This is a genomic window from Pseudomonas sp. NPDC088890 (genome assembly GCF_044900155.1).
GTDB classification, from domain to species: domain Bacteria; phylum Pseudomonadota; class Gammaproteobacteria; order Pseudomonadales; family Pseudomonadaceae; genus Aquipseudomonas; species Aquipseudomonas urmiensis.
Window position 1 is genome coordinate 182,449 of the sequence record NZ_JBJDNG010000002.1, and the last position, 23,324, is coordinate 205,772.

Below are 23,324 nucleotides of genomic sequence, written 5' to 3' on the forward strand. Positions count from 1 at the left end.
CCATGGCAACCATCAAAGATGTCGCGGCACTGGCGGGTATCTCCTACACCACCGTGTCGCATGTACTGAACAAGACCCGTCCAGTCAGCGAGCAGGTGCGTCTGAAAGTCGAGGCGGCTATCGTCGAGCTGGATTACGTGCCCAGTGCCGTCGCCCGCTCGCTGAAAGCCCGTAGCACCGCCACCATTGGCTTGCTCGTGCCTAACAGCGTCAACCCGTACTTTGCCGAATTGGCCCGGGGTATCGAGGATGGCTGCGAACGCAATGGCTATTGCGTGATTCTGTGTAACTCCGACGACAACCCGCAGAAGCAACGCAGCTACCTGCGGGTGTTGCTGGAAAAACGCATCGATGGCTTGGTGGTGGCGTCGGTGGGCGAGGACAGCGATCTGCTGCAGAGCCTGTCTGGGGTGCGCACTCCGATGGTCATCGTCGACCGTGCGTTGGAGGGGGTGGATGCTGATCTGGTGCGCATCGACCACGAGCAGGGCGCCTATCTCGCCACGCGCCATTTGTTGGAATTGGGCCATCGCGATATCGCCTGTATCGGGGGGCCTGCCGAGACCGGCGTCAGCCAGTTGCGTCTGGCCGGTTATCGTCGGGCGATGGCTGAGGCCGATGCGCCGATCGCTGCAGACCGTGTGCTGCACTGCGACTTCACCAGCCCCGGGGGGCATGCGGCCGCCGCGCGCTTGCTCGACGGCCCGCGCCCCACGGCGATTTTCGCGGGCAACGACATGATCGGCTTTGGCGTGCTGCGCGCAGCGGCCGAGCGCAATATCAATGTGCCCGGTGAGTTGTCGGTGATCGGCTTCGACGATATCGAGCTTAGCCGTTACGTCTATCCGCCGCTGACCACCGTTGGCCAATCGATCCGAGAGCTGGGTGAAAGCGCGGCCGAGCTGCTGCTCTCGCGGATCGCTACGCCCCGGCGCGAGGCGGCGCAAGCCGAGCAGCGGATCGTCGCGCCGCGCATCGTCATGCGTGAGTCCACCGGGCCGCGCCCGGACTTGTTCAATGATTACCGTTAAGGAATTGCCATGGATGCCAAGGTAGTAGTGGTCGGCAGCCTCAACATGGACCTGGTGGCCCGCGCCACGCGTTTGCCGCGCGGTGGTGAGACGCTGGCCGGCGACAGTTTCTTCACTGTTCCGGGAGGCAAGGGTGCCAATCAGGCGGTGGCGGTGGCACGCCTGGGCGGCAGCGTAGCGATGATCGGCAACGTCGGCGATGACGCCTATGGCCAGCAGTTGCGCCAGGCGCTACAGGTCGAAGGTGTTGACTGCCAGGCTGTGAGCGTGTGCGACGGCGTGTCCAGTGGGGTGGCGTTGATCGTGGTGGATGCCTCGAGCCAAAACGCCATTGTCATCATTCCCGGCGGCAATGGGCTCCTCAGCCCTGAGGCGGTGCAGCGTTTCGACGCCTTGTTGCAGGCTGCCGAGATCGTCATCTGTCAGCTTGAGGTGCCGCTGCCCACGGTAGGTTGGACCCTGGCTCGCGCCCGCGAGCTGGGCAAGACGGTCATTCTCAATCCTGCGCCGGCTAGCGGGCCGCTGCCGGCGCAGTGGTTTGCCCATATTGATTACCTCACCCCCAATGAAAGCGAGGCCGAGGCCCTGGCTGGCCTGCCCGTGACGGACCAGGATAGCGCCCGTCGCGCCGCTGAGCAGTTGCTGAAGCTGGGGGCAGGCAAAGTGATCGTCACCCTCGGCGCTCAAGGTGCCTTGTTCGTCAATGCCGACGGCAGCCAGCACTTCCCGGCGCCGCCCGTCGAACCGCTGGACACCACTGCGGCCGGGGATACCTTCATTGGTGGTTTTGCGGCAGGGTTGTCGCAGGGGATGGAGGAGGGTGAGGCGATTGCTTTCGGTCAGCGCGCCGCGGCGTTGTCGGTCACCCGAGCGGGCGCCCAGCCGTCGATTCCTTACGCCAGGGAGTTGCAGTCGTGAAGAAAACCGCGCTGCTCAATATCGCCTTGTCCCGCACCATTGCCGGTTTGGGGCACGGCGATGTGGTGATTATTGGTGACGCGGGGCTGCCAGTGCCAGCGGGTGTCGAACTGATCGACTTGGCCCTGACCCCTGGGATTCCTGATTTCGCCAGTGTCCTGCGCGCGGTGCTGAGCGAGATGCAGGTCGAGCGACACGTGCTCGCCGAAGAGCTGTTTCAGGTTTCGCCGCCGGCCCTGGCGGAGATCGAACGGCTCCATGCGCAAGGCGTGCTCGGCGGGCGTGAACGTCTGCACCACAGCGAGTTCAAGGATCTGAGCAGGCAGGCCAAGGCTATCGTGCGCACGGGAGAGTGCCAGCCCTATAGCAACATTGCCCTAATCGCTGGCGTTACCTTTTAAGTTCAGGGCGCAAGTCTTCCATTCATCACGCAGCAAGGAGTGCTCGATGCTCAAGCGTTTGCTACAAGGAGTCGTACTGATGTCCACCATCGCCGCCGCCAGTCTGCAGGCCGCGCCTCGCGACCTGATCATCGATACCGACCCCGGGGCGGACGATCTGGTGGCACTTTTTTTGGCCATGGCCTCGCCTGACGCGCTGAACATTCGCGCCATCACCACCGTTGCCGGCAATGTGAGATTGGCAAAAACCTCACGCAATGCTCGCCTGGCGCGCGAATGGGCAGGCCGGGAGGAGATCCCTGTATATGCTGGCGCCGGCCGCCCGCTGGTACGCCCGCCAATCTACGCCGCCGAAGTGCATGGCGAAGAAGGGCTTACGGGCGTCAGTGTGCACGAGCCAAAGCAGGGCCTGGCCAAGGGCAATGCGGTGCAGTATCTGGTCGATACCCTGGGCGCTGCCGAGCCGCATAGCATCACCATCGCCATGCTAGGGCCGCAAACCAACCTGGCCTTGGCGTTGATTCAGCAACCCGATATCGTCGACGGCATCAAGGAAGTGGTGGTGATGGGTGGTGCGCACTTCAATGGCGGCAATATCACCCCAGCTGCGGAATTCAACCTGTTCGCCGACCCGCATGCCGCGCAAGTGGTGCTGGCCAGTGGCGTCAAGCTCACCTATCTGCCGCTGGATGTCACGCACAAGCTATTGACCAGCGAGACTCGCCTCAAGCAATTGGCTGCGGTGAATAATCGGGCCAGCAAGCAGGTAGTGGATATTCTCAACGCCTACATCAAGCACGATATGGACCTTTACGGCATGCCCGGCGGCCCGGTGCATGATGCCAGCGTCATTGCCTACCTGCTCAAGCCCGAGTTGTTCAGCGGGCGGCAGATCCACATGACAGTCGATAGCCGCGAAGGGCCAACCTTCGGCCAGACCGTGGCGGATTGGTACGGTGTGCTCAAGCAACCGGCCAATGTGCTGTGGATCGGAGATGGCGACGCCCAGGGTTTGTTTGACCTGCTCAGCGAGCGTCTGGCTCGATTGCAATAGCTTCGTGTGGCGCGTAGCGCTCGAGCACCTGTTCGATGAAGCTGCGCGTCGCCTCACTGCCGCGATCGCGCACCAGTAGATCGACGGCAATCAACAGCAGCTCCTCGGGTGTGCCAGGGCTGTAGGCGCTCTGGCCCTCGGCCCATTTGACCTTGATATCGGCATCGATGGTATGACTGCTCATGGGAGATTCTCGTGACGGCCCGGGCGATGAGGCGAACACCTGACCCTGGCGTTCGTAGGGAGGCATGCTGCGCTCCACTTATTGCAGTAAATCATGCCTTTGCGTCAATAGCCCTGCGACTTAGGCATAAGAACGCTCGGCTGGCAAACTATCGGTGTGGTGCAAAATCCGGTCACGATTAGCGTTTCGCCTCAAGCGGCCGATTCAGGCAGACTTGTGCGGTTTTGCAACAAATTTTGCGTGGAGCTGTCGCATAGAGCAGTTCCCATGATGATTAGGAGGATTCATGTTCCGTACCCGTGCTTCCCTGGCAACCCTGCTGGTGGCTACAGTCCTGGCAGGTTGCAGCACAGGCGGTTCTTCCGGCACTGCTGGCAACGCCCCGGCGGCTCCAGCCGGTAACGACGGCCGCTGCGAAGCCAGTGGCGCCGACTTTGCAGTTGGCAAGCCGGGCACCCCAGACCTGCTCGAGCAGGCGCGCAAGGCCAGTGGCTCGCAGATGGCGCGAATCCTCAAGCCACACGATGTAATTACCCTGGAGTATCGCTCTGAGCGCTTGAACTTGAACGTTGATGAGCAGGGCAAGGTCATTCGCGTTAACTGCGGTTGATCCGCTCCTGCCGTCGGGCGCAAGTCCGCTGCCACGTATTCGTTTGAGCGATTGCGTGGGGGCGGGCTTGTCCCGCGATGGGAAGCCCTGCCACTGGCAGAGCAGATCCCAAGCATAAAAAAACCCGCCACAAGGGCGGGTTTTTTTACAACAATCCGAATTACTCCGGACGAACCTGTGCAGCCTGCATGCCCTTCTGGCCGCGTTCAGCGACGAAGGAAACAGTCTGGCCTTCTTTCAGGCTCTTGAAGCCGTCGGTTTCGATGGCTTTGAAGTGTACGAACAGGTCGTCGCCGCCGCCTTGAGGAGTGATGAAGCCGAAGCCTTTCTCATCGTTGAACCACTTGACGGTGCCGGTTTGGCGATTGGACATGGGGTGAATCTCCAGAAACATGATTTTTTATCGAGGTGCAAATGTGGCCGAAGCTACGTGCGCCAGGTACATCATAGTCTAATTCTGCGGATGTCGCGCCTTTTACCTTCGGATTATGCTGATCCATCGCAAATAAAAGCGCAGTAAGCCACAAAATCGCCGTATCAATTAGCGTTGCAGGCCTGCTGGACCACGGTTTGCGCCTTTTTCATCAATTTGGCATCCACTCCGTCCTGGCTGTCCAAATCCTTGATTTCCTCGTCTGTGAAATTCTTCTTGATGGCTTGTGCGCCACATTCACAGTGTTTTTTGGCCGTATTGGCATCGACGCCCTGGCCCGTCGCCACCTGCTGGCACTGTGTCATGTAGGTCGCTTGCTTGCCGGCCGGGAAGTCGCCAGCGGTTGCGGCCATGGGCAGCAGCAGGGCGCCGGCGGCAGTCAAGGCCAAAAGAGACTGAAATCGCATAACCAGACACTCCTTGGGTTAGGTCTCATACAGAGTAGGATGCTTCAGAAAGTCTGATAGGCAAATTTCCGCACAAGTTCAGCACGGGGCGTAATTTCCAAATATTTCTGCCTGGGGTGCAACCCGCGTGCTAGCATGCTTGGCTTGCGGCGGGCCTGGTGCCGGCCGTAATCATTTTATTTTCCAGTCACTCTGGTTCGTCCCTGGCAAGCCGAAAGGCTTCTGCCACTGTGAGGCAGGCTTTCCCGCGGGAAAGGCAGGTCGGATCTTGTACTGGCTCATCCCAACCCACGTGACCTTTGGTAGGGGTCACCACTAGGAGAGGAGGCGCCATGCCCACTATTACTCTTCCCGATGGCAGTCAACGTTCGTTCGATCACGCCGTATCCGTAGCTGAAGTCGCTGCCTCTATTGGCGCAGGCCTGGCCAAGGCCACCCTGGCCGGCAAGGTCGACGGCAAACTGGTCGATGCGTGCGATCTGATCGAGCACGACGCCACCCTGCAGATCATCACCCCTAAAGATGAAGAGGGACTGGAGATCATCCGTCACTCGTGCGCCCACCTGATCGGCCACGCAGTGAAGCAGCTGTACCCGACCGCCAAGATGGTGATCGGCCCGGTGATCGACGAAGGCTTCTATTACGACATTGCCTACGAGCGCCCCTTCACTCCTGACGACCTCGCGGCCATCGAAAAGCGCATGCAACAGCTGATCGAGAAGGATTACGACGTCATCAAGAAGATGACCCCGCGCGCCGAAGTCATCGACGTGTTCCGCAATCGCGGTGAAGACTACAAGCTGCGCTTGGTCGAAGACATGCCCGATGAGCAGGCCATGGGCCTGTACTATCACGAAGAATACGTCGACATGTGCCGCGGTCCGCACGTGCCGAACACCCGCTTCCTCAAGGCATTCAAGCTGACCAAGCTGTCCGGCGCCTACTGGCGCGGCGATGCCAAGAACGAGCAATTGCAACGTGTGTACGGCACCGCCTGGGCTGACAAGAAGCAGCTGGCAGCCTACATCCAGCGCATCGAAGAAGCCGAAAAACGCGACCACCGCAAGATCGGCAAGCAGCTGGATCTGTTCCACCTGCAGGAAGAAGCCCCGGGCATGGTCTTCTGGCACCCGAACGGCTGGACCGTGTATCAGGTGCTCGAGCAATACATGCGCAACGTCCAGCGTATCAATGGCTACCTTGAGATCAAGACCCCGCAAGTGGTCGACCGCATCCTGTGGGAGAAGTCCGGTCACTGGTCCAACTACGCCGAAAACATGTTCACCACTTCGTCGGAAAGCCGCGACTACGCGGTAAAGCCGATGAACTGCCCATGCCACGTGCAGGTGTTCAATCAGGGCCTGAAGTCGTACCGCGATCTGCCGCTGCGTCTGGCTGAATTCGGTGCTTGCCATCGCAATGAGCCATCCGGCGCCCTGCACGGCATCATGCGTGTGCGTGGCTTCGTGCAAGACGACGCGCACATTTTCTGCACCGAAGATCAGGTGAAGAAAGAAGCCGCCGACTTCATCAAGCTGACCTTGGATGTGTACAAGGACTTCGGCTTCACCGACATCGCCATGAAGCTCTCGACCCGTCCGGTCAAGCGCGTCGGTTCCGAAGAGCTGTGGGATCGCGCTGAAGGTGCGCTGGCCGATGCCCTGAACGAGTCGGGCCTGGAGTGGGAATATCAGCCGGGCGAGGGCGCGTTCTACGGTCCGAAGATCGAGTTCACCCTGCGCGACTGCCTGGGCCGTAACTGGCAGTGTGGTACCCTGCAATACGATCCGAACCTGCCTGAGCGTCTGGACGCCAGCTACATCGCCGAAGACAATGCCCGTAAGCGTCCGGTGATGCTGCACCGCGCCATCCTCGGTTCGTTCGAGCGCTTCATCGGCATGCTCATCGAGCACTATGCCGGTGTCTTCCCAGCCTGGCTGGCGCCAACCCAGGCGGTGATCATGAATATCACCGACAAACAGGCCGATTTCGCCCTTGAGGTGGAAAAAAACCTGACCGATAGCGGTTTCCGTGCCAAGTCTGACTTGAGAAATGAGAAGATCGGCTTTAAAATCCGCGAGCATACTTTGCTCAAGGTCCCGTACCTTTTGGTTATAGGGGACCGTGAAGTCGAAACGCAAACCGTCGCTGTGCGTACTCGCGAAGGCGCTGACCTGGGCTCCATGCCCGTCGCCCAATTCGCTGAGCTCCTTGCGCATGCGGTTTCCCGGCGTGGTCGCCAAGAATCGGAGTAATAACTATTAAGCGTGAAATGAGAAACGATAAACGAACTGCACCGAAGGCCCCGATCAACGAGAATATCTCGGCCCGCGAGGTTCGGTTAATTGGCGCTGACGGCGAGCAGATTGGCATCGTCTCGATTGATGAAGCGCTTCGTATCGCTGAAGAAGCGAAGCTGGATCTGGTAGAGATTTCTGCTGACGCCGTACCTCCTGTCTGCAAGGTCATGGACTACGGCAAGCACCTCTTCGAGAAGAAGAAGCAGGCCAACGAGGCCAAGAAAAACCAGAAGCAGATCCAGATCAAAGAAATCAAGTTTCGTCCAGGGACGGAGGAAGGGGATTACCAGGTAAAACTACGCAACCTGGTACGTTTCCTTAGTGATGGGGACAAGGCCAAGATCTCTCTGAGATTCCGTGGTCGTGAGATGGCCCACCAGGAGCTGGGCATGGAGCTGTTGAAGCGGGTTGAAGCTGACCTGATCGAATACGGCACCGTTGAGCAGCATCCGAAGATGGAAGGACGCCAGCTTATGATGGTCATCGCCCCCAAAAAGAAGAAGTAATCTCCCGGGCACGGCAGGCCTGATGATTATTGTGTAATTTTATCGAATGCGGAGTTCCAACATGCCAAAAATGAAAACCAAGAGCGGTGCTGCGAAGCGTTTCCTGAAAACGGCTTCCGGCTTCAAGCACAAGCACGCTTTCAAGAGCCACATCCTGACCAAAATGTCGACTAAGCGTAAGCGTCAACTGCGTGGTAGCAGCCTGCTGCACCCGTCTGACGTGGCAAAAGTCGCGCGCATGCTGCGCGTTCGTTAATTCTGGTCTAGATAGAGGAAGTTACTCATGGCTCGTGTAAAGCGCGGCGTAATCGCTCGTAAGCGTCACAAGAAAATTCTGAAACTGGCTAAAGGCTACTACGGTGCACGTTCGCGCGTATTCCGTGTTGCCAAGCAGGCTGTCATCAAGGCTGGTCAATACGCCTACCGTGACCGTCGCCAGAAAAAGCGTCAGTTCCGCGCTCTGTGGATCGCTCGTATCAACGCCGGTGCCCGCACCAACGGTCTGTCTTACAGCCGTCTGATTGCTGGCCTGAAAAAAGCGTCGATCGAAATCGACCGCAAAGTTCTGGCTGACCTGGCAGTGAACGAAAAAGCGGCGTTTGCTGCGATTGTCGAGAAGGCTAAAGCCGTTCTGGCTTAAGTACCCACGACAATCACCCGGCGATGCTAGCGTCGCTGGGTGTTGAACGTCATCGATAGGGGAAGAGCCTTCAAAGCTCTTCCCCTATTTTCGTATCTGGAGTCTGTACATGGAAAACCTGGATGCGCTGGTCTCCCAAGCCCTGGAAGCTGTGGAGCGCGCTGAAGACATCAATGCCCTGGAACAGATCCGGGTTCAATTTCTCGGCAAGAAGGGCGAGCTGACCCAGGTGATGAAGACCCTGGGCAACCTGCCAGCCGAAGAGCGCCCCAAGGTTGGAGCGCTGATCAACGACGCCAAGGAACGCGTCACCGAAGTGCTCAACGCACGCAAAGCTGCCTTTGAAGAGGCTGAGCTCAGCGCTCGCCTGGCGGCCGAATGCATTGATGTGACCTTGCCAGGTCGTGGCCAGACCACCGGTGGCCTGCACCCGATCACCCGCACCCTCGAGCGTATCGAGCAGTTCTTCACCCACATCGGCTACGGCATTGCCGAAGGCCCTGAGGTCGAAGACGACTACCATAACTTCGAAGCGCTCAACATCCCTGGCCACCACCCGGCGCGGGCGATGCACGACACCTTCTATTTCAATGCCAACATGCTGCTGCGTACCCACACCTCGCCGGTGCAGGTGCGGACCATGGAGTCCACTCAGCCGCCAATCCGCATTGTTTGCCCGGGCCGCGTCTATCGCTGCGACTCGGATATCACTCACTCGCCGATGTTCCACCAGGTCGAAGGCCTGTTGATCGATCGCGACATCAATTTCGCCGACCTCAAGGGCACCATCGAAGAATTCCTGCGCGTGTTCTTCGAAAAACAACTGGACGTGCGTTTCCGTCCGTCGTTCTTCCCCTTCACCGAGCCGTCTGCTGAAGTCGATATCCAGTGTGTGATGTGCTCCGGCAAAGGCTGCCGCGTCTGCAAGCAGACGGGCTGGCTGGAAGTCATGGGCTGCGGCATGGTCCACCCGAACGTGCTGCGCATGTCCGGTATCGATCCGGAAGAGTTCCAAGGCTTCGCCTTCGGCATGGGTGCCGAGCGCCTGGCCATGCTGCGCTATGGCGTCAACGATTTGCGTCTGTTCTTCGACAACGACCTGCGGTTCCTCGCCCAATTCCGCTAGGCCCAATCGACGCAACTTTCAGGAGAACAGCATGAAATTCAGTGAACAGTGGCTGCGCGGTTGGGTCAACCCGCACGTCTCCCGTGACGAGCTGGTCGCTCGTCTGTCCATGGCCGGCCTCGAAGTCGACAGCGTTACCCCGGCTGCTGGTCAGTTCAGCGGTATCGTCGTTGGCGAAATCCTGAGCACCGAGCAACACCCGGACGCCGATAAGCTGCGCGTCTGCCAGGTGAGCAGCGGCCAGGAAACCTTCCAGGTGGTTTGCGGCGCGCCCAATGCGCGTCCAGGCATTAAGATCCCGTTCGCCATGATCGGCGCCGAACTGCCGGGCGACTTCAAGATCAAGAAGGCCAAGCTGCGGGGTGTCGAGTCGTTCGGCATGCTCTGCTCGGCGGCCGAGCTGCAGATCAGCGAAGAAAACGATGGCCTGCTCGAACTGGCAGCCGATGCCCCGGTTGGTGAAGACATTCGTCAATACCTGAACCTGGACGACGCCAGCATCGAGATTGGCCTGACCCCGAACCGCGGCGACTGCTTGTCGGTAGTCGGTCTGGCGCGCGATGTCAGCGCTCTGTACAACGTTCCGGTCACTCGTCTGGCGGTGCCAGCAGTCGCGCCCGCTCACGACGAAGTACGCTCGGTCGAAGTCAGCGCTCCGGCTGCGTGCCCGCGCTACCTGGGTCGGGTCATCCGCAATGTCGACCTGTCCAGGCCAAGCCCGCTGTGGCTGGTCGAGCGCCTGCGCCGCAGCGATGTGCGCAGTATCGACGCTGCCGTCGACATCACCAACTACGTGATGCTTGAGCTTGGGCAACCGATGCACGCTTTCGACCTCGCGGAAATCAACGGCGGCATCCGCGTGCGGATGGCCGAAGAGGGCGAGAAACTGGTCCTGCTCGATGGCCAGGAAGTGGCCCTGCGTAGCGACACCCTGGTCATCGCCGACCACACCCGGGCCCTGGCTATCGCTGGCGTCATGGGTGGCGAGCATAGTGGTGTCAATACTGAGAAGACCCGCGACCTGTTCCTTGAGAGCGCCTTCTTCGAGCCTATTTCGGTCGCAGGCAAGGCCCGTTCCTACGGCCTGCACACCGATGCCTCGCATCGCTACGAGCGCGGCGTCGACTCGCAACTGGCCCGCGAAGCCATGGAGCGCGCTACCGCGCTGGTGCTGGAGATCGTTGGTGGCGAAGCTGGCCCGATCATCGAGAGTGTCAGCGAGCAGCACCTGCCTAAAGTGGCGCCGATCACCCTGCGCGCCGAACGCATCACCCAGATGCTCGGCATGGAGATGGAGCCAGCACAGGTCGAGCAACTGCTCAACGCCCTGGAACTGACCACCACCAGCAATGGGGCAGGGCAGTGGACCGTCAATGTTCCAAGCCACCGCTTCGACATCAGCCTGGAAGTCGACCTGATCGAAGAGCTGGCTCGCCTGTACGGCTACAACCACCTGCCGGTACGCTACCCGCAAGCGCGTCTGGCGCCAAAAGGTGCTCCGGAAGCCCGTGGCGAGTTGCCAACCCTGCGCCGCCTGCTGGTTGCTCGCGGCTACCAGGAAGCAATCACCTACAGCTTCATCGATCCGAAGCTGTTCGAGCTGTTCACCCCTGGCGTCGAGCCGCTACTGCTGGCCAACCCGATTTCCAACGACATGGCTGCCATGCGCGCCTCGTTGTGGCCGGGCCTGGTCAAGGCACTGCAGCACAACCTCAATCGCCAGCAAGATCGCGTGCGCCTGTTCGAGAGCGGCCAGCGCTTCGTCGGCCAGCTGGGTGATCTCAAGCAACAGCCGATGATCGCCGGCGTCGTCACTGGCACCCGCCTGCCGGAAGGCTGGGCCAATGCCCGTGACAACATTGACTTCTTCGACGTCAAGGCCGACGTAGAAGCCCTGCTGGGCTACTCTGGCGCGCTCAACGACTTCACCTTCGTCGCCGGCAAACATCCTGCCCTGCACCCAGGTCAGACTGCTCGCATCGAACGTGACGGCAAGGAAGTCGGCTACCTCGGCGCCCTTCACCCAGAACTCGCCAAGACCCTCGACCTGGACCGCCCGGTGTTCGTCTTCGAGCTTATCCTGGAGGAAGTGGTCGAAGGTCGCCTGCCGAAATTCAGCGAACTGTCCAAGTTCCCTGAAACCAGGCGTGACCTGGCTTTGATCGCGGGACGTGATGTAGCTTCGAGCTCGGTCCTTGAAGTAATTCGTGACAATGCAGGCGAATGGCTCACAGACCTCAGGCTGTTTGATGTCTACCAGGGTAAAGGTATTGATCCTGATAGAAAAAGCCTGGCCGTCGGCTTGACCTGGCAGCATCCATCGCGCACTCTTAATGACGATGAGGTGAACGCCACCCTGCAGTTGATCCTCACCTCGCTCGAACAAAGGTTGAACACCACGTTAAGGAAATAACGGCATGGGTGCTCTGACGAAAGCTGAGATGGCCGAAAGGCTGTACGAGGAGCTGGGGCTCAACAAGCGCGAAGCGAAGGAACTGGTCGAGTTGTTCTTCGAAGAGATTCGCCACGCGCTTGAAGACAACGAGCAGGTCAAGTTGTCCGGTTTCGGCAACTTTGACCTTCGCGACAAACGCCAGCGGCCGGGCCGCAACCCCAAGACTGGGGAAGAGATCCCGATTACCGCACGCCGTGTCGTCACCTTTCGTCCAGGGCAGAAACTGAAAGCCCGGGTTGAGGCCTATGCTGGAACCAAGCCATAACGACGAGCTGCCCCCCATACCGGGCAAACGCTACTTCACCATCGGTGAAGTTAGCGAGCTCTGCGCGGTAAAACCGCACGTGTTGCGTTATTGGGAGCAGGAGTTCCCGCAACTCAACCCAGTCAAGCGCCGCGGAAACCGGCGGTATTATCAGCGCCAAGATGTGCTGATGATCCGCCAGATCCGCGCGCTGCTGTATGACCAAGGCTTCACCATCGGCGGCGCGCGGTTGCGTTTGTCCAGTGATGAAGCCAAGGACGATACCACCCAGTACAAGCAACTGATCCGGCAGATGATTGCTGAATTGGAAGATGTGCTAGTGGTGCTGAAGAAGTGATCTGATCCGACGAGTGGAAAGTTTTTTTAAAAAAAGCTTCCATTAATCAGACGCTTAGGGTAGATTTCTCAACGTTCTCAGCAGTATCGAGAGCAGTTCGGGGCGTAGCGCAGCCCGGTAGCGCACTTGCATGGGGTGCAAGGGGTCGAGTGTTCGAATCACTCCGTCCCGACCAAAAATCCCTAAAAAATCCAGTCACTTAACGGTGACTGGATTTTTTTATGGGTGGCCTTTTCTTAACAGGAAGCGAGCGACAACTTCTGGAACATCACTCCGCCTGATGAAAGCCAGGACGAGTGATTCAAGCCATGATTCGCTCCCTCGCACTCGCTGTGTTGGCTTAGTTCAGCAGCTGGAGCGGCCGAGGCAATAATACTGTACTGCCGGGAGCGCATAGATCCTCAAGGCTATTCGGGAGCGGAGCTCTCGCTCTTTGCAAATGGAAACAATGTGATACCTTTTGCGTCCTTCAATCGACTTCAGGAAGAGGTCTCATGCAATTGGCTGTTGTTGCAAACGAACATAACGACGCGCAAGTACTGAAAAAGGCTTGCAAAAACGCTCATCTGAAGGGGTTAAGTGTCTTAGCCGCCGCGACTCTTGCCGCCCTCGCAAGCACGGCAACCTTGGCCGCAGACGATATTTCAGGCGTGGTCATCGGTTCCTCGTTGGCTGAAGCCAAGGCCGCCATTGCCAAGGCCAATCCCGACTACAAAATTTCTTCGTTGATGCTGACTACCGGCCAGGAAGCTGGCGTCACGGCGAAGACGGACGACCGGATGCCATGGACTGGCACCACCAATGCAGGCGGGCCATCCGACGAGTTTGCAGCGCTGCAGAACGAGTCTGGCAAGGTATGGTTCATCGCTCGCGTTCAGCGCTTCGATGAAGGCGGGCGTATCAAGATCGACGCGCTCAAGGCAGCCCTGACGGAAAAGTTCGGTAAACCTTCCAGCACCTCGAACATGATGGGGCTCGGCTTCAACTGGCAATACGACCGCAACGGCAAACAGTGGTTTGGCTCTGGCGTGGCGCCTTGCCAGGGCGGCGCTCGCAGCAGCAATATCCCGGGCGTGTCGATAAGCGCCCCGCGTTCGTTCAGCCCAAACTGCGGCAAAATCATCTCGGTGGGGGCTTCGACGCAAAGTGACGACATGGTGCCTCACTACACAGTGTCGATCATTGATGCCAAGTCGATGTTTGATGAGCTGGCTGCTGGCGAAGCCAAGGCAGAAGCTGAGCGCAAACAGAAACTGGCAGACGAGCAAGCAAGGGCGGTCAAGCCGAAGATCTGATAGCCGTTTGGTTTGAGCCGTTCTTTGCATAGGGTTTGGCTTGCGTTGCAGCAGTTGGCAGGCTGCGACTGTCGCCAAACCCTATGTTTCCCCTTGTAAGATCATTTCTATCCGCCGCGGATTTCGAGATTGCGTGGGGGTGTAGAGGGATTAGAGCAGGAGGCAGGTATGCTGTGGTTCGGAACTGACAAGGCCAGGTTCAAGCTTCAGCGGCGCATCATGGGCGTCGTTCTTTTGCTCGCCCTGTTGTTCCTGGCAGTGCAGGTCGAAGGCTATCTGTCGGGGTGCGGTACTGTCGGTGATGTGCTCGATGGCGTTTTCATCAGTTGCTTTGCTGGAGGTATGTTCTACCTCGCAGGCAGATGGTGAGGGCGCCAATGAAGAGGCCATGGATTCTGCAGCATACGCAGTGTCCAGCGAACATTGTCAGCCCAATTACTTGAAGACCCTTCCTGACAATAAAGCTCGGGACAATCTGGTCGAACAGTGCATGACTGGCGGCTCCTTCAAGAAGTCCGAACCCAAGACCTGGTAACTATCTATCAGTCATGCGGGGCGTCTGAGATTGGAGGCGCTGGTGATCAGCGCCGCTGGGCAGGCTGGAGCGCCTTGCGGGTGGCCCCAGCCTCGCCCCATTCAGAACAGCTTGACCGTATAACTCAGGACCAACCGGTTCTCATCGATATCCGTGCGGTAGTTCGAACGTGCCATAACGTTGCGTAGCCGCACCCCCAGCCCGGCCAACGGCCCGCTCTGCACCACATAGGCCAGGTCCAGGTCGCGCTCGCGGTCACGCCCTTCGAAGCCCAGCCCAGTCTCTACATCACGCCCTTGGACATAGCGCAGGGTCGAAGTCAGCCCAGGAATACCCAATGCAACGAAGTTGTAGTCATGGCGCACCTGCCATGAGCGCTCGCCCGGCGCCGAGAACTCGTAGGTGGGCAGGGTGTTGCCCATCGGGTTGGTGTTGGCACCGACTTGGATGAAGCCGTCGTCGCCGCCGATCTGCTGATAACCGACGTAGAAGGTATGCCCGCCGGTCTTGGCCGAGAACAGGCTGAACAGCGCATGGTTGTCGTATTTACCAGCGATCTGGCGGCCATCCTCGCGGGCATCGAAGTAGCCGGCATTGACCCCAAGCGTCCAGTCACCGAGCGGCTCGGCGTGCTTGAAGCTGTAGAAGCGCTGTTGATAGATGTCCTCCAGTTGCGCCTGCCATACGCCGACACTGGTGCGGTTGTCGTTGAAGGCATAGTCGGCGCCGAGGTAGTTGAAGCGGTCACTGGTAAACCGCGCCAGGCGCGCCGGATTGATCGGGTCGTTGACTAGCGCATACATCTTCTGGCTGTTGGAAGAGTCGCGCAGGCTGGTCGAGCGGAACTGCCCGGCGCTCAAGGTCAGCCCGGCAAACTCGCGCGACTCGAGCATCGCGCCTTGATAGGTCGGCGGTAGCAGGCGCAGGTCGCTGAACAGCAGCACCGGCAGGTTGGGCATCAACTCGCCGACTTTGAGCTCGGTCTGCGATAGCTTGAACTTGATCGCCGCGCCTAGGCGGCTGTAGTTGTCGGCCGACTTGCCGCTTTCAAGGCTGGGCAACAGCCCGGACTTGGCGTGCTCGGGGCTGCTGTCGAGTTTGAAGCCGAGCAGGCCGGTGACGTCGATGCCGACGCCCAGTGTGCCCTGGGTGTAGCCGGAGCTGGCATTGAGGATAAAGCCCTGAGCCCACTCCTGGGTGCGCGACTGGGTGCTGCTGCCTTTGATATCGGCATAGTCGCGGCTGAAGAAATAATTGCGGGCTTGCAGCGTGGCCTTGGCGCCTTCGATGAAGCCGGCTTCTTCGGCCGTCGCTTCGGCGCACAGGGCGGCGGCAAGACAACCGCCAGTCAGGCGTGCGGTGCAGGCTAAGCGTTGATGGGTGTGACCTTGCATGTGAGCTACTCCTGAATTCAGGCAACAGCAACCCTGCGTGGCGGCCAGGCGATCGTCCACGACGGGGGTGCGTTGAAAGGGAATCGGCAAGCGGGCTGCGAGCCCGCTTGCGCTGCCGTTGCGCGAAGCGCTGGACCGTTAGCGGTTGACCAGCTTCGCGGGCAGGGCGATCACCAAAAAGCAGCTAAGCAGCAGGCACAGGGCGAACACCCACAGCGCCGCATGGGAGGTGCCGGTGAGGTCGGTGACCATGCCCATCAGTGAGTTGCTCACCAAGCCTGCGATATTGGCCAGTGAGCAGGCCAGGGCGAAACCGGTGGCTGCCGCCGTGCCCTTGAGGAAGGTCGCCGGCAGGCTGAAGAACACCGGCACGGCACCGATGATCGCCGCCGAGGCGATGGCGAACAGCAGTACGGTCATCACCAGGTTCTGGCTGAACAGGGTGCTGCTGGCCATGGCGATCGCGCCGATGATGAAGGGCACGATGATGTGCCAGCGGCGTTCGCGATGGCGGTCGGAGCTGGCCCCGATCATCAGCATGCCAAGCAGCGCGGCCAGGCTCGGGATCGCTGTGAGCAGGCCAATGTGGAAGGTGTCGCTGACGCCGGCATCGCGGATGAAGGTCGGCATCCAGAAGCCCATGGCATAGGCACTGAGCAGGATCGAGAAGTCGATGCCGCCAAGCATCCACACCTTCAGGTTGAAGAAGCCATCGCGAAAGCTGTGCTTGCTGCCCTTGCCTTCGGCATCATCGGCAGCAAGGTCCGCTGCCAGCTGCGCCTTGTCGTCATCCGACAGCCACTTGGCCTGTTGGAAGTTGTTCGGCAACGCCCAGAACGTCAGGATGCCGAGCAGCACGCTGGGGATTGCTTCGAGCAAGAACAGCCACTGCCAGCCATGGAGGCCGTGGACCTGGTCGAAATGGCCCATGATCCAGCCAGAGATCGGCCCGCCAATCACGCTCGACAGCGGCAGGCCGATCATGAATAGGGCAATGATCCGCCCGCGGCGGTAGGTCGGGTACCACATGGTCAGGTAGAACAGCACGCCTGGCAGAAAGCCCGCTTCGGCCGCGCCGAGCAGAAAGCGCAGGATGTAGAACTGCGTGGTGCTGGTGACGAACATGGTGCAGGCCGAGAGCAGGCCCCAGGTGATCATGATGCGGGCGATCCACAGCTTGGCGCCGACCCGCTGCAGGATCAGGTTGCTCGGCACTTCGAAAATGATATAACCGACGAAGAACAGCCCCGCACCCAGGCCATAGGCTGCGGTGCTGAACTGCAGGTCTTCGAGCATTTGCAGCTTGGCGAAGCCGACGTTGATGCGGTCTAGATAGGCTGCGAGGTAGCAGAAGCACAGGAAGGGGATGAGCCTCCAAGTGATCCGGCGGTAAAGCGCTTGAGTACCCTGGTCGACTTCAGCGTGGACCGTGGTTGCATTCGCAATTGGCATTTCCTGTCTCCTGGCGGGCGACTTTGTGGTTGTTTTTAGGCCAGCAGTTTTCGACGCTCCAGGCGCGCCGCGCACTATACGCGACGTTTCTGGGCAGCGTCACAAGGCCCCGAGCGCTCCTGCGGGGCGGCCGTCTGCACAGCGGACGGTCATGCAACGGGCTTCCCGCGCCGTTGCGTAATTGTTATGGGCAAAAGGGCGGCCGGGTTTTAGGCGGCCAGACGCTGCAATTGAGCCATGGCCTCCTGCCGGCTGATGACATCGCCGTACTTGCTGTCGATGTCGAACAGGTTGGCTTCATGTGGATCGTTGTGCCGATCACCGACGCACTCGCGCACCACGATGGTTCTGAAGCCATGCTGCAGCGCATCGACTGCACTGGCACGGATGCAGCCGCTGGTCGAGCACCCGGCCAGTACCACGGTGTCGATGCCTTGGGCATGCAGTAGCGAGGCCAGGCTGGTGCCGAAAAAGGCGCTGGCGTATTGCTTGCTGAGCACCACTTCATCTGCCCGAGGCAGCACCGCCTCACAGAACTCAGCCAGCGGGTTGCCTTCGACCATGTCCTTCATCACCGGCGCCTTGCGTACCCACACCCCGCCATCGGTGAAGTGGGGGGCCTGGTAGCGGATGTTGGTGTGCACCACCAGCGTACCGCAGCCACGGGCCAGTGCCAGCAGGCCGGTGGCCTGCTCGACAGCCGTTACCACGCCAGGGGCGTAGAGCGGCGCACCGGGGGTGGTGTAGCCCTGCATGAAGTCGATCATCAGCAGGGCCGCCTTGTGCCCGAAGCCGATGCGCTGGCCCCATACGCCCTGGTAGTTGTCGCTGGCGCTTTGTGCGTCGCTCATGTGCGTCTCCCGATTCAGTAAGCGCCCGACAGTAGGGCGCCGGCACCTGGAACCACGGGCTCCAGGTCCAATGCCTTGAGCATGGCGTAGGTAGTGGCAATGGCGGCGGTGACCACCGGCTTGCCGGTTTGTGCCTCGACCTTGGCCACCGCTGGCAACGATTGCATTTGCACGCAGGCCGAAAGTACCACCACATCGACGCCTTCAAGGTTCATGCCGGCGACGATGCCAGGCAGGTTGGCCGGATCGTGGCGGGCCACGGCGAGGTTGTCGGGGATCTCCAGCGCGCGCCAATCCTGCACTTCGAAGCCTTCTTCGCGGATGTAGTTGACCACCAATTCGGTCAGCGGCTTCATGTAAGGCGCGACGATGGCGATGCGCTTGGCTTTCATCACGTGCAGAGCTTGCACCAGCGCCCCGGCACTGGTGATCACCGGCGCCAGTGCATCGTTGTCGGCGGTGGCTTTCTGCAGGCGTTTCTCCGACTGGCGGTGGTAGCCCAAGCCCATCGCCATGATTGCTACCAGGCAGGCGTAGCCGAGGACGTCGACCTTGGCGTCGGACAGCTCCAGTGCGCAGCGGTCGGACTCCGCGTCCATCGCTGCCAGTTCTTCCTTTTTTACCTGCTTCATGCGCATGCGGCTGGAGTGGAAGGTGAAGCGCTCGGGGCGAATCGCCTGACGGGCCAGGAGCATCGCCGGGATCTCGGTTTCCATGGTGGTGTTCGAGCTCGGCACGATCTGGCCGATGCGGTACAGCTTGGTCATGTCTTGTGCTCCTTCAGACGAGAGGATGGTCGAGGAAATCAGCGAAGGCAGCGAAGAAGCCTTCCAGGTCATCCCAGGGAATCATGTGTCCGGCGTTTTCCACTTGGACGACCTGGATGTCCGGCTTGAGCTCGCGGATTTCGGCGATGTCCTGCGGCTGGATCACACCGCCGCGCCCGGCCACCATCAGCAACGCCGGCTGATGCACGTGGTGCAGGTCCTGGTGAATGTCGACCTCGTGAAAATCGTTGAAGGCGCGCACGATTGCCGGTTCATAGCAGGTGTGCAGCCATTCGGCGCGCAGCGCTAGCTGTTCGTCGGTCCAGGTCGCGCAGAAGGCGCGCATGTCGTCGCCACTCATGCCGAGCGTGGCCTGGCGGATCGAGTCTACGTACCAGGGCAGCTTGCTTGGGTACTCGCGACGACCCGGGCCGGACACCGGCGGATCGATCAGCACCAATCGCTGCAATCCAGGCGCGCCCTGGGCGGCGGCGCGGATGGCGAAGCGCGCGCCCATCGAGTGGCCGACCAGGTGATAGCGGTCCAGGCCCAGTGCCGCCGCGAAGGCCGGGATATCCGCCGCGCAGGCATCGATGCCGTAGTCCAGTTCAGGCCCGCTTGCGGACAGGCCGCGGCCGCGTACATCCAGCACATAGGTGTCAAAGTGCTGGCCCAGGCGCTCGGCGACGAAGCCCCAAGTAATCGCCGGGCTGGTGATACCCGGGACCAGGATCAGGGCCGGGCCTTTGCCACCGTAGCGCAGGTAATGCTGGCGGATGCCGTTGGCGCTGACGTTGCCGCCGGCGATAAAGCTGCTCATGCTGCCTCCCCGCTCTTGAGTTCTTGGGCGTAGAGGTCGTAGCCGTAGACCCAGGCTGGGTCTTCCTGGGTGTAGAGGAAGGTGTTGGCGTTGGATACCGACTGCACCCGCGAGGCGCGCTCCTTGCGGTTTGCCTCATACAGGGCGAAGGCGCTGCGGTGGTCGGACAGCCCGGTTTCTTGCAGGCAGCGGGTGAGCATCGCCGCGTCTTCGATCGCCATGCACGCACCCTGCGCCATGTGCGGCTTCATCGGATGGCAGGCATCGCCCAGCAGTACCAGGCGACCACGGCTCCACAGCGGCAGTGGGTTGCGGTTGCGCAGCGGCCATTTGGTAATCGACTCGGTGGCGCCGATCAGCTTCTGCACGGTGGGGTGGTAGCCGTCGAAGGCAGCGCGCATTTCTTCCTGGCTGCTGTCGACGAATGGGCCCTGGAAGTCCCAGGCTTCGTGCGGCACGCCGGTGACGAAATAGTACTCGTCGCGCTTGCCGGTGGTGTAGTAGACCATCATGTGGCGATCTTCGGTCCACCATTTCACGCAGTCCTCGAACACATCGGCGTGCTGTGCCAGGTGCTCGCCGCGAATCAATGCGCGGTGGGCGACCCAGCCGCTGTAGATCGGCGCTTCGACGCCCAGCAGCTCTTCGCGGATCTTCGAGTGGATGCCGTCGGCGCCGATGACGATGTCGGCCACGGTGTGGGTGCCGTCGGCGAAGTCCAGGCGTACCTGATCACCCTCGTCGACAATCTTTTCCAGGCGCTTGCCGAAGTGCACCGTGCCTGGCTTGATCGCATCGATCTGCAGGGCGTGCAGGTCGCCACGGTGGATGGTGATGTATGAGGCGCCGTACTCGCGGCGGGCGAACTCGCCGAGGGGGATGCGCGACAGGTAGTCACCGCTGACGCCGTCGCGGCTGAACCAGAAATCTGGATGCGAGCTCATCAGCTCCAGCTTTTGCTCCAGCCCCATGCGGCGGAAGATCTTCATCACGTTAGGGCCGATATGAATGCCCGCGCCCAGGCGGGTGAATTCCGGCGCCTGCTCGTACACGTCGACCTCAAAACCAGCCTGCTGCAGCAACGTGGCGGCAGCCGCGCCACCCAGACCTGCACCGACGATTGCGATTTTCTGCCTGCCCCGCATAGGTATCTCTCCTCTTGTTCTGTGATGTGCTCAGCGGCTCGGCCGTCTGATGCAATCGAGTGTATACGCTATAAATTTTCAATGGGAAGAGTGCGATCGAATTAATTTCAAACAAACGATCGAAAGTTGTATTTAGCGATTTGTCACCGCAAATACTGGGGTATGTGTGAAATGGTAACGTTTGGGTGCGCCACTTGCGCTTGTCGGCTGGATGCGCTTTCATCTAGATAAATAGGGTGTATACACTATTAATTCGCACCGAGATGAAGCGCCGTGCACTACGGCAGTGCAGCATCTCGAGCCCATCCAGGCATGCTCAGGAGAAAACCGATGCCGGTTAGCAATGCAGAACTGACCCAGATGTTCGAACACGTGCTCAAGCTGTCCCGTGTGGACGAAACGCAGAGCGTCGCCGTGCTCAAAAGCCACTATTCCGACCCGCGTACGGTGAACGCGGCAATGGAGGCGGCGCAGCGCCTCAAGGCCAAGGTGTATGCGGTGGAGCTGCCATCGTTCAATCACCCCACGGCGATGGGCAACGACATGACCGCCTACTGCGGTGACACCGCCTTGACCGGTAACCTGGCCGCGCAGCGGGCGCTGGAAGCTGCCGACCTGATCGTCGACACCATGATGCTGCTGCATTCCCCTGAGCAAGAGCAGATTCTCAAGACCGGCACGCGCATCCTGTTGGCGGTCGAGCCCCCGGAAGTCCTGGCGCGCATGCTGCCGAGCGAGGACGACAAGCGTCGCGTGCTGGCCGCTGAAACCGTGCTCAAACAGGCGCGCAGCATGCATGTGCGGTCAAAGGCAGGCAGTGATTTCCATGCGCCGCTCGGCCAGTATCCAGCCGTCACCGAATACGGCTACGCCGATGAGCCAGGCCGTTGGGACCACTGGCCCAGTGGCTTTCTGTTCACCTGGCCGAACGAAGACAGCGCCGAAGGCACGCTGGTGCTGGATGTCGGCGACATCATCCTGCCGTTCAAGAACTACTGCCGCGAGCGCATTACCCTGGAGATCGAAAAGGGCTTCATCACTGGCATCCATGGCGGTTTCGAAGCTGAGTACCTGCGCGACTACATGAAGTACTTCCATGACCCTGAGGTCTACGGCATTTCCCACATCGGCTGGGGCCTGCAGCCGCGTGCGCAGTGGACGGCGATGGGCCTGCACGACCGCAACGACGGCATGTGCATGGACGCCCGCGCGTTCTATGGCAACTTCCTGTTTTCCACAGGCCCTAACACCGAGGTCGGCGGCAAGCGCAAGACCCCGTGTCACCTGGATATACCGCTGCGCAATTGCGATATCTATCTGGACGACCTTGCTGTGGTCCTGGCCGGGGATGTGGTTGCGCCTGAGCAGTCCAAGGCGCGTTAGTGGTTATACTGGCCTGGCGCCCCGCTCTTCGGGGCCCCGGCCAGCCCAATCCTCACAGCCCAAGCCATCACATGTCGAACAAAACTCCGAACGCTACTGCTGCACCTGATACCGCACCCTACGACGTTACCGAACAGGTCGGCCACTTGCTGCGCAAGGCCTATCAGCGGCATACGGCGATCTTCCAGCAGCAGGCGTGCGACCCGCAGCTGACCTCGATCCAGTTCGTTACCCTGTGCGCCTTGCGCGATCATGGGCCTAGTTCCCAGGCTGAGTTGATCAAGGCGACTGCGGTGGATCAGGCGACCATCCGGGGTATCGTCGAGCGGCTCAAGGCGCGCGGGCTGATTCAGCTGTCGCCTGATCCGGGGGATCGGCGCAAGGTGATTTGCGAGCTGACCGACAGTGGGGCGGCGCTGCTCGATGCGATGATTCCCTGTGCTCGGCAGATCAGTGAGCTGAGCATGGGGTGTTTGAATGCGGCTGAGCGGGTGGCGATTTTGTTTTTGCTGCGCAAGATGATTGATGGGGATGAGGGGGTTGCGGGCTGATCGTTGTGTTGGGCTGATTTCTTGGTTTCTTGGTTTCTTGGTTTCTTGGTTTCTTGGTTTCTTGGTTTCTTGGTTTCCGGTTTCTTGGTTTGGGAGCTTATCCATTCTTTGTGGCGCGGCCACTGGCGCCTTCCGCCCTTACGGCGGGTCACTTTTTGGCAAACGCCCCAAAAAGTAACCAAAAAAGTCTGCGCTCCACCATCCGGCCCTACGCTGCGCTTCGGGTCCCCTCGCTTCGGTGCCTTCCGGGCCCGCGCGGCCTACGATTTGCTGCGCAAATCTACATCTCGCGCCTTCGGCTACGCCGAAGGGTGCTGACGCACCTGGCCCTCCAGACACCTACGCTCGGCCTCCTGAAGTCGCGAAGTTAGTGGCGGCGACTGGGCAGGCGTTATCTGGCGATAGTGCCAGGTGTGGTGGATAGTTGGACGCCATCGCGGGGCAAGCCCGCTCCCACGGGTCAG

27 protein-coding genes and 1 tRNA gene are annotated in these 23,324 nt (G+C 60.2%); 19 read left to right on the top strand and 9 right to left on the bottom strand.

The genetic code is table 11. The features are described from left to right. Positions 1 to 2: 2 nt before the first annotated feature. The 4 genes from ACI2JX_RS05700 to ACI2JX_RS05715 are packed head-to-tail and all read left to right on the top strand — an operon-like array spanning position 3 to position 3,404. The gene (locus tag ACI2JX_RS05700) at positions 3 to 1,031 is read left to right on the top strand and encodes a LacI family DNA-binding transcriptional regulator (RefSeq protein ID WP_264235960.1); all 1,029 of its coding nucleotides are present in this window, start codon (positions 3 to 5) and stop codon (positions 1,029 to 1,031) included. A 9-nt stretch (positions 1,032 to 1,040) separates the two neighbouring features. Next, the gene (gene rbsK / locus ACI2JX_RS05705; RefSeq protein WP_404689591.1) at positions 1,041 to 1,949 is read left to right on the top strand and encodes a ribokinase; all 909 of its coding nucleotides are present in this window, start codon (positions 1,041 to 1,043) and stop codon (positions 1,947 to 1,949) included. Beyond that, entirely contained in the window at positions 1,946 to 2,350 is a 405-nt protein-coding gene (gene rbsD, locus ACI2JX_RS05710) for a D-ribose pyranase (protein WP_404689592.1), read from the top strand. Before rbsK ends, rbsD begins: the two co-directional genes overlap by 4 nt. Positions 2,351 to 2,396: 46 nt before the next feature. Further along, entirely contained in the window at positions 2,397 to 3,404 is a 1,008-nt protein-coding gene (locus ACI2JX_RS05715) for a nucleoside hydrolase (RefSeq protein WP_264235963.1), read from the top strand. Here the strand turns inward: ACI2JX_RS05715 and ACI2JX_RS05720 are convergent. Beyond that, positions 3,376 to 3,588 (bottom strand): hypothetical protein, encoded by a 213-nt coding sequence (locus tag ACI2JX_RS05720; RefSeq protein ID WP_264235964.1) that lies wholly within the window; start codon positions 3,586 to 3,588, stop codon positions 3,376 to 3,378. The genes ACI2JX_RS05715 and ACI2JX_RS05720 overlap by 29 nt on opposite strands. Positions 3,589 to 3,874: 286 nt before the next feature. Here ACI2JX_RS05720 and ACI2JX_RS05725 point away from each other — a divergent pair, with 286 nt between their 5' ends. After that, complete coding sequence (locus tag ACI2JX_RS05725) at positions 3,875 to 4,198, top strand: I78 family peptidase inhibitor (RefSeq protein ID WP_368971898.1); 324 nt, start codon at positions 3,875 to 3,877, stop codon at positions 4,196 to 4,198. Positions 4,199 to 4,358: 160 nt separating this feature from the next. Here the strand turns inward: ACI2JX_RS05725 and ACI2JX_RS05730 are convergent, their stop codons facing one another. Beyond that, positions 4,359 to 4,571 (bottom strand): cold-shock protein, encoded by a 213-nt coding sequence (locus ACI2JX_RS05730; RefSeq protein ID WP_110993890.1) that lies wholly within the window; start codon positions 4,569 to 4,571, stop codon positions 4,359 to 4,361. A gap of 164 nt (positions 4,572 to 4,735) precedes the next feature. Continuing rightward, positions 4,736 to 5,038 carry a hypothetical protein gene (locus ACI2JX_RS05735; protein WP_368971897.1) on the bottom strand — a complete coding sequence of 101 codons (303 nt, stop codon included), beginning with the start codon at positions 5,036 to 5,038 and terminating at the stop codon, positions 4,736 to 4,738. A gap of 332 nt (positions 5,039 to 5,370) precedes the next feature. Here ACI2JX_RS05735 and thrS point away from each other — a divergent pair, with 332 nt between their 5' ends. The 12 genes from thrS (at position 5,371) to trbK (ending at position 14,497) form a co-directional block, all read left to right on the top strand. Then, positions 5,371 to 7,293, top strand: coding sequence for a threonine--tRNA ligase (thrS, locus tag ACI2JX_RS05740; RefSeq protein ID WP_264235967.1), 1,923 nt, complete (start codon positions 5,371 to 5,373; stop codon positions 7,291 to 7,293). Next, a complete protein-coding gene (infC, locus tag ACI2JX_RS05745; protein WP_186556145.1) occupies positions 7,293 to 7,844 on the top strand; it encodes a translation initiation factor IF-3 in 552 nt (183 codons plus the stop codon). The genes thrS and infC overlap by 1 nt, the downstream gene beginning before the upstream one ends. Before the next feature lie 61 nt (positions 7,845 to 7,905). Beyond that, positions 7,906 to 8,100, top strand: coding sequence for a 50S ribosomal protein L35 (gene rpmI, locus ACI2JX_RS05750; protein WP_008100408.1), 195 nt, complete (start codon positions 7,906 to 7,908; stop codon positions 8,098 to 8,100). Positions 8,101 to 8,127: 27 nt separating this feature from the next. Then, positions 8,128 to 8,484: a 50S ribosomal protein L20 gene (gene rplT / locus ACI2JX_RS05755; RefSeq protein WP_003250671.1), complete on the top strand. Its 357-nt coding sequence runs from the start codon at positions 8,128 to 8,130 to the stop codon at positions 8,482 to 8,484. A 109-nt stretch (positions 8,485 to 8,593) separates the two neighbouring features. Then, entirely contained in the window at positions 8,594 to 9,610 is a 1,017-nt protein-coding gene (gene pheS, locus ACI2JX_RS05760) for a phenylalanine--tRNA ligase subunit alpha (RefSeq protein WP_186556120.1), read from the top strand. A 31-nt stretch (positions 9,611 to 9,641) separates the two neighbouring features. Beyond that, a complete protein-coding gene (gene pheT, locus ACI2JX_RS05765) occupies positions 9,642 to 12,023 on the top strand; it encodes a phenylalanine--tRNA ligase subunit beta (RefSeq protein WP_404689593.1) in 2,382 nt (793 codons plus the stop codon). A 4-nt stretch (positions 12,024 to 12,027) separates the two neighbouring features. After that, positions 12,028 to 12,330 (top strand): integration host factor subunit alpha, encoded by a 303-nt coding sequence (gene ihfA, locus ACI2JX_RS05770; RefSeq protein WP_009394049.1) that lies wholly within the window; start codon positions 12,028 to 12,030, stop codon positions 12,328 to 12,330. After that, a complete protein-coding gene (locus ACI2JX_RS05775; RefSeq protein ID WP_043213594.1) occupies positions 12,311 to 12,667 on the top strand; it encodes a MerR family transcriptional regulator in 357 nt (118 codons plus the stop codon). Before ihfA ends, ACI2JX_RS05775 begins: the two co-directional genes overlap by 20 nt. Positions 12,668 to 12,765: 98 nt before the next feature. Continuing rightward, a tRNA-Pro gene (locus tag ACI2JX_RS05780) sits at positions 12,766 to 12,842 on the top strand. Between the two features lie 319 nt (positions 12,843 to 13,161). Then, the gene (locus tag ACI2JX_RS05785; protein WP_404689594.1) at positions 13,162 to 13,962 is read left to right on the top strand and encodes a hypothetical protein; all 801 of its coding nucleotides are present in this window, start codon (positions 13,162 to 13,164) and stop codon (positions 13,960 to 13,962) included. A 168-nt stretch (positions 13,963 to 14,130) separates the two neighbouring features. Continuing rightward, positions 14,131 to 14,331, top strand: coding sequence for a hypothetical protein (locus tag ACI2JX_RS05790; RefSeq protein ID WP_264236059.1), 201 nt, complete (start codon positions 14,131 to 14,133; stop codon positions 14,329 to 14,331). A 19-nt stretch (positions 14,332 to 14,350) separates the two neighbouring features. Continuing rightward, the gene (gene trbK / locus ACI2JX_RS05795) at positions 14,351 to 14,497 is read left to right on the top strand and encodes an entry exclusion lipoprotein TrbK (RefSeq protein ID WP_404689595.1); all 147 of its coding nucleotides are present in this window, start codon (positions 14,351 to 14,353) and stop codon (positions 14,495 to 14,497) included. A 101-nt stretch (positions 14,498 to 14,598) separates the two neighbouring features. Here trbK and ACI2JX_RS05800 read toward each other — a convergent pair whose 3' ends face one another. The 6 genes from ACI2JX_RS05800 to ACI2JX_RS05825 all read right to left on the bottom strand — a co-directional run bounded on the left by ACI2JX_RS05800 (position 14,599) and on the right by ACI2JX_RS05825 (position 20,926). Beyond that, entirely contained in the window at positions 14,599 to 15,891 is a 1,293-nt protein-coding gene (locus tag ACI2JX_RS05800) for an OprD family porin (protein WP_404689596.1), read from the bottom strand. Positions 15,892 to 16,029: 138 nt separating this feature from the next. Continuing rightward, positions 16,030 to 17,343, bottom strand: a complete 1,314-nt coding sequence (locus ACI2JX_RS05805; protein WP_186553611.1) for an MFS transporter — start codon at positions 17,341 to 17,343, stop codon at positions 16,030 to 16,032. A 209-nt stretch (positions 17,344 to 17,552) separates the two neighbouring features. After that, entirely contained in the window at positions 17,553 to 18,194 is a 642-nt protein-coding gene (locus ACI2JX_RS05810; RefSeq protein WP_404689597.1) for an N-carbamoylsarcosine amidohydrolase, read from the bottom strand. A gap of 14 nt (positions 18,195 to 18,208) precedes the next feature. Beyond that, the gene (locus ACI2JX_RS05815; protein WP_186553609.1) at positions 18,209 to 18,961 is read right to left on the bottom strand and encodes an Asp/Glu racemase; all 753 of its coding nucleotides are present in this window, start codon (positions 18,959 to 18,961) and stop codon (positions 18,209 to 18,211) included. Positions 18,962 to 18,974: 13 nt separating this feature from the next. Continuing rightward, positions 18,975 to 19,781: an N-formylmaleamate deformylase gene (nicD, locus tag ACI2JX_RS05820; RefSeq protein WP_404689598.1), complete on the bottom strand. Its 807-nt coding sequence runs from the start codon at positions 19,779 to 19,781 to the stop codon at positions 18,975 to 18,977. Continuing rightward, positions 19,778 to 20,926 (bottom strand): FAD-dependent monooxygenase, encoded by a 1,149-nt coding sequence (locus tag ACI2JX_RS05825; protein ID WP_264235980.1) that lies wholly within the window; start codon positions 20,924 to 20,926, stop codon positions 19,778 to 19,780. Before ACI2JX_RS05825 ends, nicD begins: the two co-directional genes overlap by 4 nt. A gap of 330 nt (positions 20,927 to 21,256) precedes the next feature. On the opposite strand from ACI2JX_RS05825, the gene ACI2JX_RS05830 reads away from it, so the two are divergent. Further along, on the top strand, positions 21,257 to 22,309 hold the full coding sequence (locus tag ACI2JX_RS05830) for a 2,5-dihydroxypyridine 5,6-dioxygenase (RefSeq protein ID WP_404689599.1): 1,053 nt from the start codon (positions 21,257 to 21,259) through the stop codon (positions 22,307 to 22,309). Positions 22,310 to 22,380: 71 nt separating this feature from the next. Next, positions 22,381 to 22,860 carry a MarR family winged helix-turn-helix transcriptional regulator gene (locus tag ACI2JX_RS05835; RefSeq protein ID WP_264235982.1) on the top strand — a complete coding sequence of 160 codons (480 nt, stop codon included), beginning with the start codon at positions 22,381 to 22,383 and terminating at the stop codon, positions 22,858 to 22,860. Positions 22,861 to 23,324 lie beyond the last annotated feature (464 nt).

Excerpts from the sequence above, each read along its gene's own strand:
- ACI2JX_RS05700 (WP_264235960.1), top strand. The coding sequence starts at position 3 with ATGGCAACCATCAAAGATGTCGCGGCACTGGCGGGTATCTCCTACACC.
- rbsK (WP_404689591.1), top strand. The coding sequence starts at position 1,041 with ATGGATGCCAAGGTAGTAGTGGTCGGCAGCCTCAACATGGACCTGGTG.
- ACI2JX_RS05715 (WP_264235963.1), top strand. The coding sequence starts at position 2,397 with ATGCTCAAGCGTTTGCTACAAGGAGTCGTACTGATGTCCACCATCGCC.
- ACI2JX_RS05720 (WP_264235964.1), bottom strand. The coding sequence starts at position 3,588 with ATGAGCAGTCATACCATCGATGCCGATATCAAGGTCAAATGGGCCGAG.
- ACI2JX_RS05725 (WP_368971898.1), top strand. The coding sequence starts at position 3,875 with ATGTTCCGTACCCGTGCTTCCCTGGCAACCCTGCTGGTGGCTACAGTC.
- ACI2JX_RS05730 (WP_110993890.1), bottom strand. The coding sequence starts at position 4,571 with ATGTCCAATCGCCAAACCGGCACCGTCAAGTGGTTCAACGATGAGAAA.
- ACI2JX_RS05735 (WP_368971897.1), bottom strand. The coding sequence starts at position 5,038 with ATGCGATTTCAGTCTCTTTTGGCCTTGACTGCCGCCGGCGCCCTGCTG.
- thrS (WP_264235967.1), top strand. The coding sequence starts at position 5,371 with ATGCCCACTATTACTCTTCCCGATGGCAGTCAACGTTCGTTCGATCAC.
- rpmI (WP_008100408.1), top strand. The coding sequence starts at position 7,906 with ATGCCAAAAATGAAAACCAAGAGCGGTGCTGCGAAGCGTTTCCTGAAA.
- rplT (WP_003250671.1), top strand. The coding sequence starts at position 8,128 with ATGGCTCGTGTAAAGCGCGGCGTAATCGCTCGTAAGCGTCACAAGAAA.
- pheS (WP_186556120.1), top strand. The coding sequence starts at position 8,594 with ATGGAAAACCTGGATGCGCTGGTCTCCCAAGCCCTGGAAGCTGTGGAG.
- pheT (WP_404689593.1), top strand. The coding sequence starts at position 9,642 with ATGAAATTCAGTGAACAGTGGCTGCGCGGTTGGGTCAACCCGCACGTC.
- ihfA (WP_009394049.1), top strand. The coding sequence starts at position 12,028 with ATGGGTGCTCTGACGAAAGCTGAGATGGCCGAAAGGCTGTACGAGGAG.
- ACI2JX_RS05775 (WP_043213594.1), top strand. The coding sequence starts at position 12,311 with ATGCTGGAACCAAGCCATAACGACGAGCTGCCCCCCATACCGGGCAAA.
- ACI2JX_RS05785 (WP_404689594.1), top strand. The coding sequence starts at position 13,162 with ATGCAATTGGCTGTTGTTGCAAACGAACATAACGACGCGCAAGTACTG.
- ACI2JX_RS05790 (WP_264236059.1), top strand. The coding sequence starts at position 14,131 with ATGCTGTGGTTCGGAACTGACAAGGCCAGGTTCAAGCTTCAGCGGCGC.
- trbK (WP_404689595.1), top strand. The coding sequence starts at position 14,351 with ATGGATTCTGCAGCATACGCAGTGTCCAGCGAACATTGTCAGCCCAAT.
- ACI2JX_RS05800 (WP_404689596.1), bottom strand. The coding sequence starts at position 15,891 with ATGCAAGGTCACACCCATCAACGCTTAGCCTGCACCGCACGCCTGACT.
- ACI2JX_RS05805 (WP_186553611.1), bottom strand. The coding sequence starts at position 17,343 with ATGCCAATTGCGAATGCAACCACGGTCCACGCTGAAGTCGACCAGGGT.
- ACI2JX_RS05810 (WP_404689597.1), bottom strand. The coding sequence starts at position 18,194 with ATGAGCGACGCACAAAGCGCCAGCGACAACTACCAGGGCGTATGGGGC.
- ACI2JX_RS05815 (WP_186553609.1), bottom strand. The coding sequence starts at position 18,961 with ATGACCAAGCTGTACCGCATCGGCCAGATCGTGCCGAGCTCGAACACC.
- nicD (WP_404689598.1), bottom strand. The coding sequence starts at position 19,781 with ATGAGCAGCTTTATCGCCGGCGGCAACGTCAGCGCCAACGGCATCCGC.
- ACI2JX_RS05825 (WP_264235980.1), bottom strand. The coding sequence starts at position 20,926 with ATGCGGGGCAGGCAGAAAATCGCAATCGTCGGTGCAGGTCTGGGTGGC.
- ACI2JX_RS05830 (WP_404689599.1), top strand. The coding sequence starts at position 21,257 with ATGCCGGTTAGCAATGCAGAACTGACCCAGATGTTCGAACACGTGCTC.
- ACI2JX_RS05835 (WP_264235982.1), top strand. The coding sequence starts at position 22,381 with ATGTCGAACAAAACTCCGAACGCTACTGCTGCACCTGATACCGCACCC.